This is a genomic window from Thauera linaloolentis 47Lol = DSM 12138 (genome assembly GCF_000310205.1).
GTDB classification, from domain to species: domain Bacteria; phylum Pseudomonadota; class Gammaproteobacteria; order Burkholderiales; family Rhodocyclaceae; genus Thauera; species Thauera linaloolentis.
This window is the reverse complement of the sequence record NZ_AMXE01000099.1, coordinates 1-11,956: the sequence shown is the minus strand read 5'-3', so window position 1 is coordinate 11,956 and position 11,956 is coordinate 1. Positions and strand designations below refer to the sequence as shown.

13 protein-coding genes are annotated in these 11,956 nt (G+C 67.0%); 9 read left to right on the top strand and 4 right to left on the bottom strand.

Annotated features, from left to right (window positions below; translation table 11 throughout):
• Positions 1-174 precede the first annotated feature (174 nt).
• The gene (locus C666_RS17005) at positions 175-1,332 is read right to left on the bottom strand and encodes a Do family serine endopeptidase (protein WP_004344582.1); all 1,158 of its coding nucleotides are present in this window, start codon (positions 1,330-1,332) and stop codon (positions 175-177) included.
• 73 nt (positions 1,333-1,405) lie between these two features.
• Here C666_RS17005 and C666_RS17000 point away from each other — a divergent pair, with 73 nt between their 5' ends.
• The 9 genes from C666_RS17000 (at position 1,406) to trpE (ending at position 10,166) form a co-directional block, all read left to right on the top strand.
• The gene (locus tag C666_RS17000) at positions 1,406-2,155 is read left to right on the top strand and encodes a Nif3-like dinuclear metal center hexameric protein (RefSeq protein ID WP_004344579.1); all 750 of its coding nucleotides are present in this window, start codon (positions 1,406-1,408) and stop codon (positions 2,153-2,155) included.
• Positions 2,156-2,251: 96 nt separating this feature from the next.
• Positions 2,252-2,806: a DUF2889 domain-containing protein gene (locus C666_RS16995; RefSeq protein WP_004344577.1), complete on the top strand. Its 555-nt coding sequence runs from the start codon at positions 2,252-2,254 to the stop codon at positions 2,804-2,806.
• Positions 2,807-3,038: 232 nt separating this feature from the next.
• Positions 3,039-4,199: an ADP-forming succinate--CoA ligase subunit beta gene (gene sucC / locus C666_RS16990; protein WP_004344572.1), complete on the top strand. Its 1,161-nt coding sequence runs from the start codon at positions 3,039-3,041 to the stop codon at positions 4,197-4,199.
• A 12-nt stretch (positions 4,200-4,211) separates the two neighbouring features.
• A complete protein-coding gene (gene sucD, locus C666_RS16985; RefSeq protein WP_004344570.1) occupies positions 4,212-5,105 on the top strand; it encodes a succinate--CoA ligase subunit alpha in 894 nt (297 codons plus the stop codon).
• 235 nt (positions 5,106-5,340) lie between these two features.
• Complete coding sequence (locus C666_RS16980) at positions 5,341-6,063, top strand: FHA domain-containing protein (RefSeq protein WP_004344568.1); 723 nt, start codon at positions 5,341-5,343, stop codon at positions 6,061-6,063.
• 134 nt (positions 6,064-6,197) lie between these two features.
• Positions 6,198-6,965 (top strand): 3',5'-cyclic-nucleotide phosphodiesterase, encoded by a 768-nt coding sequence (locus C666_RS16975; protein WP_004344565.1) that lies wholly within the window; start codon positions 6,198-6,200, stop codon positions 6,963-6,965.
• A gap of 94 nt (positions 6,966-7,059) precedes the next feature.
• A complete protein-coding gene (gene rpe, locus C666_RS16970; protein ID WP_004344562.1) occupies positions 7,060-7,755 on the top strand; it encodes a ribulose-phosphate 3-epimerase in 696 nt (231 codons plus the stop codon).
• Positions 7,752-8,444 carry a phosphoglycolate phosphatase gene (locus tag C666_RS16965; RefSeq protein WP_004344561.1) on the top strand — a complete coding sequence of 231 codons (693 nt, stop codon included), beginning with the start codon at positions 7,752-7,754 and terminating at the stop codon, positions 8,442-8,444. The genes rpe and C666_RS16965 overlap by 4 nt, the downstream gene beginning before the upstream one ends.
• A 249-nt stretch (positions 8,445-8,693) precedes the next feature.
• Positions 8,694-10,166: an anthranilate synthase component I gene (gene trpE / locus C666_RS16955; protein WP_004344558.1), complete on the top strand. Its 1,473-nt coding sequence runs from the start codon at positions 8,694-8,696 to the stop codon at positions 10,164-10,166.
• Between the two features lie 95 nt (positions 10,167-10,261).
• On the opposite strand, the gene C666_RS16950 is transcribed toward trpE, so the two are convergent.
• Genes C666_RS16950 through C666_RS16940 form a run of 3 tightly spaced genes read right to left on the bottom strand, consistent with a single transcriptional unit; the run spans position 10,262 to position 11,901 of the window.
• Positions 10,262-10,690, bottom strand: a complete 429-nt coding sequence (locus tag C666_RS16950; RefSeq protein ID WP_004344557.1) for an ExbD/TolR family protein — start codon at positions 10,688-10,690, stop codon at positions 10,262-10,264.
• Between the two features lie 21 nt (positions 10,691-10,711).
• Complete coding sequence (locus C666_RS16945; protein WP_245603921.1) at positions 10,712-11,128, bottom strand: ExbD/TolR family protein; 417 nt, start codon at positions 11,126-11,128, stop codon at positions 10,712-10,714.
• An 8-nt stretch (positions 11,129-11,136) separates the two neighbouring features.
• On the bottom strand, positions 11,137-11,901 hold the full coding sequence (locus tag C666_RS16940; protein WP_081593480.1) for a MotA/TolQ/ExbB proton channel family protein: 765 nt from the start codon (positions 11,899-11,901) through the stop codon (positions 11,137-11,139).
• Positions 11,902-11,956: the final 55 nt, after the last annotated feature.

Genomic DNA, 11,956 nt, shown 5'->3' with positions numbered 1-11,956 from the left:
CCCCCCCCCCGGCATCCTGATGCCGGGGCCGGATGCGGTTCCGCCAGTATTTCCGAAGAAAGGATGCGCCCCGCTCTCGGCGGAGCGGTCGCGCCGCAGGTGAGCTTGTGCTGCCGGCTGCTGGAACCCCGGAACCGCACATTGCGCGGGGCGGATGCGCCGGCCGGGAGCGCGTCAGCGGTTGGAGGGCGTGGGCCGCCGCCCGACCTCGACGTTCAGCTCCATTTCCTTGTCGCCGCGCAGTACGCGGAAGCTTGCGCTGTGCCCCGGCGGCAGGGCGGCGACCGTGTCGAGCATGGCGCGCGGGTTGTGCACATCGGTGCCATCGACGGCGATCAGCACGTCTCCGGGCCGGATGCCGGCACGGTCTGCGGGGCTTGCGCGCAGCACACCGGCGATCAGGGCGCCGCGCGTGTCCCGCAGGCCGAAGGATTCGGCCAGTTCGGGCGTGATGTCCTGGATTTCCACGCCCACCCAGCCACGCGTGACCTCGCCGGTCGCCACGATCTGTTCGAGCACGCTGCGTGCGATGGACACCGGAATGGCGAAGCCGATGCCGAGCGAGCCGCCGGAGCGCGAATAGATCGCCGTGTTGATGCCCACCAGGTTTCCCGCGCTGTCGACCAGGGCGCCGCCGGAGTTGCCCGGGTTGATCGCCGCGTCCGTCTGGATGTAGTTCTCGAAGGTATTGATGCCGAGCTGGCTGCGCCCGAGCGCCGAGACGATGCCCATCGTCACGGTCTGGCCGACCCCGAAGGGGTTGCCGATCGCCAGCACGACATCGCCCACGTTCAGCGCATCGCCTCCGGCCAGCGTGATGACGGGCAAGCTTGCATCGGTGTCGATCTTCAACACGGCGAGATCGGTTTCGGGGTCGCGTCCGATCAGGCGTGCGGCGAACTTCCGTCCGTCGTTGAGCGCGATCTCGATCTGGTCGGCCGTCTCGATGACATGGTTGTTGGTGATGATGTAGCCGTCGGGGCTGACGATGACGCCGGACCCTAGGCCCGATGGGCGCTGGCTGGGGCCGTTGTTCGGGCGCTCGCCGAAAAAGTGGCGGAACACGGGGTCGTCGAGCAGCGGGTGGCCCGGACTGGCGCCCGCCTTGCTGGTGAAGATGTGGACGACCGCGGGCATGGAGCGCTGTGCGGCGGTGGCGTAGGAGCCGGCCGCGCGCGTGTGCGCGCCGCTGTCGGCCGGGGCCTCCAGGATCGCGACGACCGATGCGGGCGCGGTGTCGCGCAGCCATTCCGGCTTGAGGGTGCTGAGGACGAACAGGCCGGCGACGCTGATGGTCACGGCCTGGGCGAAGATGAGCCACAGACGGCGCATAATGTGCTGGATTCGAAAGACTGTGGAGCCTGGTGACGGGATGTCCGGCCGGGCCGGAAAATAGGGAGGCTGCATGCAACTCATCGAGCTCACGGCGCGCCTGGATGCGCTGCTCGACGCTTCGCATTTCAAGGATTATTGCCCAAACGGTCTGCAAGTGGAAGGACGGCCCGAGGTGGGCCGGGTGCTGTGCGGGGTGACTGCCTGCCAGGCGCTCCTCGACATCGCGGTATCCGGCGGCTATGACGCCGTGTTCGTTCATCACGGCTATTTCTGGAAGGGCGAGGATGGGCGCATCAACGGCATTCGCCGCCAGCGCCTGAAGACCCTGCTGGCGAACGACGTCAGCCTGCTTGCCTACCATCTCCCGCTGGATGGGCACCCGGAGTACGGCAACAACGCCCAGCTCGGCAAGCTGATGGGCTGGCAGGCGGAAGGGCGTTTCGCGGACCAGGACCTGGGCTGGTTCGGCCGCCCCGGGCAGGCCGGCGAGTCCGCCGCAGACATCGCGCGTGCGCTGGCAGCCAGGCTGGCGCGCGAGCCGCTGCTGGTGGGGGAGGCGTCGAGGCCGGTACGGCGCGTGGCTTGGTGTACCGGTGGCGCCCAGGGCTATTTCGAACAGGCGATCGCCGTGGGGGCCGATGTGTTCGTGTCCGGCGAGATCTCCGAGCAGACGGTGCATCTCGCGCGCGAGTCCGGCATCCCGTACATCGCGGCAGGGCATCACGCGACCGAGCGCTACGGCGCGAGGTCGATCGCCACCTATCTCGCGGATGAACTCGGCCTGGCTGCGGACTTCGTCGACCTGCCCAATCCGGTCTGAGTGCCGCGGCGGGGCGGCTGGCGCGCACATGCCGGTGATCGCGATCGGTTAAGATCCTCCTCCCCATACGCGTGCGTACGTGAATAGAAATAGAAGATGCCCCTGCCTGCCAATTCTGCGCCCCGTCGGCGCATCCATACCCGGCGCATCGAGCTCGAAGGCTTTCTGCGCGAGGATGGCTTGTACGAACTCGATGCATCGCTCACCGATGTCAAGGACATCGACTATCCGATCGCTTCCGGCGTGCGCCCCGCGGGGGTGCCGGTGCACCTGATGCGGCTGAGGATCGTCTTCGACACGGCCTTCACCATCCTCGATGCGGTCGCCTGTTCGGACGGGGTGCCCTATCCGGGCCAGTGCGACACCATCGGCCCGGCCTACCGGCAACTGGTCGGGCTCAACCTGGTGCGCGGCTTCCGGCGCACGATCGGCGAGATGTTCGCCGACGTCCGGGGCTGTACGCACATGACGGAACTGCTCAATTCCCTGCCCACCGCGGCGATTCAGACGATTGCCACGTTCCGGCGCGACAACGAGGACAGCGCGGAAAAACCCTTCCAGCTCGACCGCTGCCACGCGCTGGATACGTCGGCGGAGGCGGTGCGCCGCTATTATCCCAAGTGGTACCGCGGGCCCGGGACGGGGGGGTGAGGCGGGCCGGAAGCAGGCGCTGTGCACTGCGCAAAACTGGTTATAATTATGGGGTCTTGCGGTAAACACGTACATTCGCGTGCGTGCCGGAAGCCCGGGCCGGCTCCGCTGGCCGAAGGCGGTGGGCGGCGGTCGAGGGAGACGACGCCCGTCGTGGAGCTGGATGCTCCGAAGCATGCCATCAACCTGTTTGCGACGGGCCTGCCGTCGTGACTTCGAACGAAGGGCAACCATGAAGATTCATGAGTATCAGGCAAAAGAAGTTCTAAGAAAGTTCGGCGTCGTGACGCCTCGCGGCATCCATTGCACCAGCGTTGAGGGCGCGGTGAAGGCAGCCGAAGAGCTCGGTGGCAATTTCTGGGTGGTGAAGGCCCAGATCCACGCTGGCGGCCGCGGCAAGGGCGGCGGCGTGAAGCTCGCCAAATCGCTCGACGAGGTCCGCCAGCATGCTTCCGATATCCTCGGCATGCAGCTCATCACCCACCAGACCGGGGCCGAAGGCCAGAAGGTGCGCAACCTGTTGATCGAGGAAGGCGCCGACATCCAGCACGAATACTACGTCGCTGCGCTGACCGACCGCGCCACCCAGAAGGTCGCCGTGATGGCTTCGTCCGAAGGCGGCATGGACATCGAGGAAGTCGCGCACAACACCCCCGAGAAGATCATCAAGGTCTTCGTCGACCCGGCCGCCGGCCTGACCGACGCGCAGGCCACCGAACTGGCCAAGGGCATCGGCATCCCCGACAGCTCGCTGGCCCAGGCCATCGACACGCTGAAGAAGCTCTACACCTGCTACATGGAAACCGATGCCTCGCTGGCGGAGATCAACCCGCTGATCCACGAAGGCAACGGCACCGTGAAGGCCCTGGACGCCAAGTTCAACTTCGATTCCAACGCGCTCTACCGCCATCCCGAGATCGTCGCCTACCGTGACCTGGATGAAGAGGACGCCGACGAGATCGAAGCCTCCAAGTTCGACCTCGCCTATATCAGCCTGGACGGCAACATCGGCTGCCTGGTCAACGGCGCTGGTCTGGCGATGGCCACCATGGACACGATCAAGCTGTTCGGTGCCGAGCCGGCCAACTTCCTCGACGTCGGCGGTGGCGCCACCACCGAGAAGGTCACCGAAGCCTTCAAGATCATGCTCAAGAACCCCAAGGTCAAGGGCATCCTGGTCAACATCTTCGGCGGCATCATGAAGTGCGACACCATCGCCGCCGGCGTGGTCGCCGCAGCCCGTGAAGTCAATCTCTCCGTCCCGCTCGTGGTGCGCATGAAGGGCACCAATGAAGACCTCGGCAAGAAGATCCTCGCCGAGTCGGGTCTGCCGATCATCTCCGCCGACACCATGGCGGAAGCCGCGACCAAGATCGTCGCTGCGGTCAAGTAAGGAGAGTTGCGAATGTCCATCCTGATCAACAAAGACACCAAGGTCATCACCCAGGGCATCACCGGCAAGACCGGCCAGTTCCACACTGAAAAGTGCCAGGAATACGCCAACGGCAAGAACTGCTTCGTCGCCGGCGTGAACCCCAAGAAGGCGGGCGAGAAGATCTTCGACATCCCCATCTACGCCTCGGTCAAGGAAGCCGCCGCCGAGACCGGTGCCACCGTGTCGGTCATCTACGTGCCGCCCGCGGGCGCTGCCGATGCGATCTGGGAAGCGGTCGAGGCCGACCTGGACCTGGCGATCTGCATCACCGAAGGCATCCCGGTCCGCGACATGCTCGTGGTGCGCAACAAGATGAAGGCCAAGGTCGCTGCCGGCGGCAAGGAAACCCTGCTGCTCGGCCCCAACTGCCCCGGCCTGATCACGCCCGACGAGATCAAGATCGGCATCATGCCCGGCCACATCCACCGAAAGGGCCGCATCGGCGTCGTGTCGCGTTCCGGGACGCTGACCTATGAAGCCGTGGCGCAGCTGACCGAAATCGGCCTGGGCCAGTCCTCGGCGGTCGGTATCGGCGGCGACCCGATCAACGGCCTCAAGCACATCGACGTGATGCGCATGTTCAACGACGATCCGGACACCGACGCGGTGATCATGATCGGCGAGATCGGCGGTCCGGACGAAGCCGAAGCCGCGCAGTGGTGCAAGGCCAACATGAAGAAGCCGATCGTCGGCTTCATCGCCGGCGTCACCGCGCCGGCCGGCAAGCGCATGGGCCACGCCGGTGCGCTGATCTCGGGCGGCGCCGACACCGCCGATGCCAAGCTCGCCATCATGGAAGAGTGCGGCTTCAAGGTGACGCGCAATCCGTCGGAAATGGCCAAGCTGCTGAAGGCGATGCTCTGATACCGCGGTCAGCCTGATGATCCGAAAGCGCCGGCGTGTCCGGCGCTTTTTTCTTTTGGGCGCGCGCAGGGATCCCAGGGCCAGAAGCGCCCTTCGGGGGCTGCGGCTCGTGCAGCGGCGGCGCATGAGGGCTTTTTTGGCGTTTTCATGTCCTCCTGCCTGCTGTGTCGCGCGCTAGAATGTCCGTTGGCAGCCAGTGGGGCTGCGGGCACGAACATCACAGCGGGTACAGGCAATGCCGAAGTTGATCCTCAGCATGGACGGGCTCGTCCTCAAGGAGATCGAGCTCAACAAGGAACGGACCTCGATCGGGCGCAAGCCGAACAACGATATCCAGATCGACAACCTCGCCATCAGCGGTCAGCATGCGGTGATCACCCGCATCCTCAACGACGCCTTCCTCGAGGATCAGAACAGCACCAACGGCACCTACGTGAATGGCCAGCCGGTCAAGAAGCACGTGCTGCACCACAACGACGTGATCGAGCTCGGCAAGTACCGCATCAAGTACATCGTGGATACGGCGCAGCCCGGGACTGCGGCGTCCGAGATGATCGACACGGCCGTACTCAAGCCCTTCGAACTGCCGCCTACCCAGACCGATCCCGGGGCCCGGCCCGGAACGACCGAAACGCAGATCGTCGCCGCCGGCGCGCTCGAACGCGCGGAGAAGGCCATGGCGGCCAGCGCCGGGCGTGTCGGGGTCATCCAGGTCCTGAGCGGTGCCAACAGCGGGCGCGAGCTGGAGCTCACCAAGTCCCTGACCACGCTGGGCAAGCCCGGCAGGCAGGTCGCGGTCATCACACGCCGTCCGCACGGCTACTTCATCACCCACGTCGAAGGGGCATCCTTCCCGCAGGTCAACGGGACGGCGATCGACGCCCAGGCCCATCTGCTCAAGGACCACGACATCATCGATCTGGCGGGGGTGAAGATGGAGTTCTTCCTGCGCTCGTGATCATTGCCGCGGGCAGCGGATCAGGCCGTGAATTTGTGCCTACCGGCGCCGCGACCGCGGTGATAAGGTCCCCACACACATAACGGGGAATCGTAGCGGCACGCGTCTCGCGACGGATCGTGCCGCGATGGGTCATGAAGCTGACGGTGCTGGGGTGCAGTGGTGGCATTGGCGGGGTGCAGGCTCGCACCACCTCCCTTCTCGCGGACGATGACGTGCTCATCGACTGCGGCACCGGCGTGGGGGACCTGCCGTTCGAGTCGCTGTGCGGGATCGACCACGTTTTCCTCACCCATGCGCATCTCGACCACATCGCCTCGCTGCCGCTGCTGATCGATGCCGTGGGCGAGCTGAGGACGGCGCCGCTGATCGTGCATGCGCTGCCCGAAACGATCCGGATCCTGCATTCGCATGTCTTCAACTGGCTCGTATGGCCGGACTTTTCGTCCATCCCCGACCGGAACCATCCCTACATGCGCTTCCGGCCCATCAAGCTGGGCGAAACCGTCCGTCTCGGCGAGCGCGCCATCACCGCGCTGCCGGCGCAGCACACGGTGCCGATGGCCGCCTACTGCCTCGACAGCGGCGCAGGGCAACTGGTGTTCTCCGGCGACACCACCTACTGTCCGGAACTGATCGCCGCGATCAATGCACTGCCCGCGCTGCGCCACCTGATCATCGAAACCGCTTTCGCGGACGAGCAGCAGGGGCTGGCGCTGGCGTCGCGCCATCTCTGTCCGAGTATGCTGCTCGAATTCCTGGCGGAACTGAGCGTGCAGCCTGAAGTGCACATCACGCATCTGAAGCCCGGCGCGGACCAGCGCATCATGGCGCAGATCGAGGCGGGCGCCTCGCGCCTGAATCCACGCCGCCTGCTGCAGGGCGAGGTGTTGCGCTTCTGAATGCCGGGGGCCGCGGTCCTGCCGGGCTCATTCCGGCCCGCAGGGACGCGGCGGCCGGTTAGAATTCCGGGTTGAAAGGCCCCCGGAGACCCCCATGTACCGCATCGCCCCCAGCCTGTTGTCCGCAGACTTCTCCCGCCTCGGCGACGAAGTACGCAATGTCGTCGCCTCGGGCGCCGACTGGATCCACTTCGACGTGATGGACAATCATTACGTGCCCAACCTGACCGTCGGCCCGCTGGTGTGCGAAGCCATCCGCCCGCATACCCGTGCGCCGATCGACGTGCACCTGATGGTCAAGCCGGTCGACCGCATCATTCCCGACTTCGCCAAGGCAGGCGCCAACGTCATCACCTTCCATCCCGAGGCCTCCGAGCACATCGACCGCAGCCTCGGCCTGATCCGCGATTCGGGCTGTCAGGCCGGCCTGGTGTTCAACCCGGCCACGCCGCTGCACCACATGGACCACGTCATGGACAAGCTCGACCTCGTGCTGCTGATGAGCGTGAATCCCGGCTTCGGCGGGCAGAAGTTCATCCCCGAAACACTCAACAAGCTGTGCGCCGCGCGCGCGCGGCTCGATGCCTACGAGGCCCGCAGCGGGCGGCGCATCCTGCTCGAGATCGACGGCGGCGTGAAGGCCGACAACATCGCCGAGATCGCGGCCGCCGGCGCGGACACCTTCGTCGCCGGCTCGGCCGTGTTCGGCGCCGCCCGGGACGCGGACCCCAACCGCTACGACTCGATCATCGGCGCGCTGCGCAGCGAACTCGCAACGGTGGCGGCATGAGCGTGGTTGCGCGATTTACGCCGCGCGCGGTGCTGTTCGACCTTGACGGCACCTTGCTCGACACCATCGCCGACCTCGCCGAGGCCGCCAACCTGATGCTGGCCGAGCTGGGCCGGCCGCAGCGCGGGCAGGACGAGATCCATCGTTTCGTCGGCAAGGGCATTCCCAACCTGGTACGGCGCTGCATGACCGAGAACGCCGCCGCGACCGAAGCCGAGGTCGATACCGCGGTCGCCGCCTTCCGCCGCCACTACACGGTGGTCAATGGCATGCGTGCCGCGATCTATCCGGGCGTGGAAGACACGCTGCAGGGGCTGCGCGCGCGCGGCATCCGGCTCGCGGTGGTCACCAACAAGGCCGAGGCCTTCACGCTGCCGCTGCTCGAGCGCATGGGCATCGCCGGCCATTTCGACACCGTGGTCAGCGGCGACACGCTGCCGGTCAAGAAGCCCGATCCGGCCACGCTGCGGCTGGCGTGCGAACGCCTGGGCGTGGTGCCGGCCGAGGCGCTCATGATCGGCGACTCCGCCAACGACGCCCTCGCGGCGCAGGGCGCAGGCATGCCGGTGCTGCTCGTCACCTACGGCTACAGCGAAGGTGTGCCGGTGGACACCATCGAATGCGATGGGCTACTATCGAACGCGCTTCAGGCGCTGGACCACATCGCGCCATCAGCGCCGCCGGCCTGACCCGTCCGTCACGGGGCCCGGCGGATCTTGCCAGACACTCTCCACCACAGATCGACATCGTGATGCTCGCGCCCCGGGATCGTCTCCTCGCCACTCCGCCCGCCGTCCAGCAAGGCTGGCGCGCCGGCTGGCGTTGGCCTTTGGGCCACTAACGCGACCTCCCCCCGCGGGGCCTCGGCGACGCACGCGCGTGTGCCGTTCCCCGCCTGCAGCAGCATCCCCGATCGAACCGACTTACGTGGAGCCTCCATGCTCGAACAGGAATTCAACGCCCTCGCCTCGCAGGGCTACAACCGCATTCCGGTCACGCTCGAGACCTTTGCCGATCTCGACACGCCGCTCTCCATCTACCTGAAGCTCGCCAACGAGCCCTACACCTATCTGCTCGAATCGGTGCAAGGGGGCGAGCGCTTCGGCCGTTATTCCTTCATCGGCCTGTCCTCGCCGACACGCATCGAGGTCTACGGCCGCTCCGCGCTGCTGCTCACCGGCAACCGCCTGGTCGAGCGCCGCGACTACGGCGATCCGCTCAACTTCGTCGCCGAATTCATGAACCGCATCAAGGTGCCGCCGCGCGAACACCTGCCGCGCTTCGCCGGCGGCCTCGTGGGCTATTTCGGCTACGACACCGTGCGCTACATCGAGCCCAAGCTGGCGCAGACCGAAAAGGCCGACACCATCGGCACGCCCGACATCCTGCTGTTGCTGTCCGAAGAGGTCGCCATCGTCGACAATCTCAGCGGCAAGCTGACCCTGGTGGTGTATGCCGAACCGGAAGTGCCCGGCGCCTTCAAGCGTGCGCAACGGCGCCTGCGCGAATTGCTGGCGCGCTTGCGCGCGCCGGTGCAGGTTCCCGAAGAGTGTCGCGCCGAGTCCGCGCCCGCGGTGTCGAGCTTTGGCGAGGATGCCTTCAAGGACGCCGTGCGCCGTGCCAAGCAGTACATCGTCGACGGCGACGTCATGCAGGTCGTGCTGTCACAGCGCATGAGCAAGCCCTATGCGGCCAGCCCGATGGCGCTGTACCGCGCGATCCGCTCCCTGAACCCGTCGCCCTACATGTTCTACTTCAACTTCGAGGACTTCCACGTCGTCGGCGCTTCGCCCGAGATCCTGACGCGGCTCGAGGACGACGTCGTGACCGTGCGCCCGATCGCGGGCACGCGCAGGCGCGGTGCCACGGCGGCCGAGGACGTCGCGCTCGAGCACGAGTTGCTGGCCGACGCCAAGGAGATCGCCGAGCACGTCCAGCTGCTCGACCTCGGCCGTAACGACGCCGGCCGCGTGTCACAGGTCGGCACGGTCAAGGTCACCGAGCGCTTCAGCATCGAACGCTATTCGCACGTGATGCACATCGTCTCCAACGTCGAAGGCCGGCTCAGGGAAGACCTCAGCGCACTCGCCGTGCTGCGCGCCACTTTTCCGGCGGGCACGGTGTCGGGGGCGCCCAAGGTGCGGGCGATGGAGATCATCGACGAACTCGAGCCGGCCAAGCGCGGCATCTACGCCGGCTCGGCCGGCTATCTCGGCTTCCATGGCGACATGGATCTCGCGATCGCGATCCGCACCGCGGTCATCAAGGACGGCCAGATCCACGTTCAGGCAGGTGCCGGCATCGTCGCCGATTCCGATCCCGACTCCGAATGGCAGGAAACCCAAAGCAAGGCACGCGCCATGCTGCGTGCCGCGGAGATGGCCGAGGGAGGCCTCGACACGCAGGTCTGAGGGCCGGTCCGCACAGCCCCGGCTCGCCTTCCCCCAAGACATGCTTTGCCGGGCCACGCCCCGGGCCGGCGGCCCGGGGCGTGGCGCATGCTGCGCTACAGGAACTGCTCCGAGCCCACCAGACCGATCTTGGTGAGCTGGTTGCGCTGTATGGCGGCCATGACGGCGGCGACGGTGTGGTAGGCGGCGGCGCGGTCGGGCCGCACGTGCAGCTCGGGCTGCACCGCCTGCGCGGCGGCGCTGGCCAGCCGTGGCTCGAGCGCGGGCAGGCCGGCGACCGGTTCGCCGTTCCACAGGATGGCGCCGTCGGCCTCGATGTGGATGCGCACCACCTCGGGCTCGACCAGCGGCGGGGGCGGATTGCCCTGGGGCAGGTTGAGTTCGACCGAGTGGAGCTGGATCGGGATGGTGACGATCAGCATGATCAACAGCACCAGCATCACGTCGATGAGCGGAGTGGTGTTGATGTCGATCATCACCTCGGGGTCGCCCGATGCGGAGGGGCTGCCGACGTTCATGGCCATGGCGGGTTTCCTTCTCGTGTCTCAGCCGCGCGGGGGCGGCTCGGTGATGAAGCCGATCTTGAGGATGCCGGCGCGCTGGCATGCGAGCACCACGCGCCCGACGTGCTCGTAGGGGGCCGCGCCGTCGCCGCGGACCTGGACCTCGGGCTGGGGCTGGAGGACAGAGACGGCCTTGAGGCGCTCGACCAGGGCCTCCTGGCCGAGCGCCTCCTGATTCCAGAACACGCCGCCGTCGCGGGTGACGGAGAGGTTGATGTTCTCGGGCTTGGTCTGGCGCGGCTGGTTGGTCTCCTTGGGCAGCGCGACCGGGACGGTGTGGGTGGCCACCGGGATGGTGATCAGGAAGATGATCAGCAGCACCAGCATCACATCGACCAGCGGCGTGGTGTTGATGGCCGAGATGACATCCTCGTCGTCCTCGGCCTGTCCGACGTTCATCCCCATGTTCAGCCCCGCGCGACGGCGACGATCTTGGCCGGCGCGCCCTTGGCGGCGGCGGTGCGCGCGTTGCCGCCGCCGAGCAGGACGGCATGCAGATCGACGCCGAAGGCGCGGACCTCGTCGAGCGAGGCCTTGTTGCGGCGGACCAGCCAGTTGTAGCCGAGCACGGCGGGCACGGCGACGGCCAGGCCGATGGCGGTCATGATCAGGGCCTCGCCGACGGGGCCGGCGACCTTGTCGATGGAAGCCTGCCCGGCGATGCCGATGGCGGTGAGTGCATGGTAGATGCCCCACACGGTGCCGAACAGGCCGATGAAGGGCGCGGTGGAGCCGACGGTGGCGAGCAGGGCGAGACCGTCCTGCAGGCGGGCTTGGACGTTGTCGATGGCGCGCTGGATGGATTGGCCGACCCAGGTGTTCAGATCGATGTGTTCGAGCAATCCGGTGTGGTGCTCCTTGGCCTCGAGGCCGGACTGGGCGATGAAGTGGAAGGCGCCGCCGGGATTGAGGGCCTGGGTGGCCTGCTGCACGCCGCCCGCGGTCCAGAACTTGTTCTTGGCCTCGCGCGCATGGCGGCGCAGCCTGGTCTGTTCGTAGAGCTTGGTGACGATGACGTACCAGCTCGCGGCGGACATGATGAGGAGGATCGCGAGGGTGCCCTTGGCAACCGCGTCGCCTTGTTCCCAGAGGGCCTCGAGGCCGTAGGGGTTGGTGACGGTCTCGGCCGCCTGGGCGGGAGCCGGAGGCGCGAGCGGCGCGGCCTCGGCGATGGCGCCGGGGGCCGATCCCGTGGCGGGCGCGGAACCGGCCTGTGCGGGGGCGGCC

Bases quoted from the DNA above. Each gene is read 5' to 3' on its own strand.
- C666_RS17005 (WP_004344582.1), bottom strand. From the start codon at position 1,332: ATGCGCCGTCTGTGGCTCATCTTCGCCCAGGCCGTGACCATCAGCGTC.
- C666_RS17000 (WP_004344579.1), top strand. From the start codon at position 1,406: ATGCAACTCATCGAGCTCACGGCGCGCCTGGATGCGCTGCTCGACGCT.
- C666_RS16995 (WP_004344577.1), top strand. From the start codon at position 2,252: ATGCCCCTGCCTGCCAATTCTGCGCCCCGTCGGCGCATCCATACCCGG.
- sucC (WP_004344572.1), top strand. From the start codon at position 3,039: ATGAAGATTCATGAGTATCAGGCAAAAGAAGTTCTAAGAAAGTTCGGC.
- sucD (WP_004344570.1), top strand. From the start codon at position 4,212: ATGTCCATCCTGATCAACAAAGACACCAAGGTCATCACCCAGGGCATC.
- C666_RS16980 (WP_004344568.1), top strand. From the start codon at position 5,341: ATGCCGAAGTTGATCCTCAGCATGGACGGGCTCGTCCTCAAGGAGATC.
- C666_RS16975 (WP_004344565.1), top strand. From the start codon at position 6,198: ATGAAGCTGACGGTGCTGGGGTGCAGTGGTGGCATTGGCGGGGTGCAG.
- rpe (WP_004344562.1), top strand. From the start codon at position 7,060: ATGTACCGCATCGCCCCCAGCCTGTTGTCCGCAGACTTCTCCCGCCTC.
- C666_RS16965 (WP_004344561.1), top strand. From the start codon at position 7,752: ATGAGCGTGGTTGCGCGATTTACGCCGCGCGCGGTGCTGTTCGACCTT.
- trpE (WP_004344558.1), top strand. From the start codon at position 8,694: ATGCTCGAACAGGAATTCAACGCCCTCGCCTCGCAGGGCTACAACCGC.
- C666_RS16950 (WP_004344557.1), bottom strand. From the start codon at position 10,690: ATGGCCATGAACGTCGGCAGCCCCTCCGCATCGGGCGACCCCGAGGTG.
- C666_RS16945 (WP_245603921.1), bottom strand. From the start codon at position 11,128: ATGAACGTCGGACAGGCCGAGGACGACGAGGATGTCATCTCGGCCATC.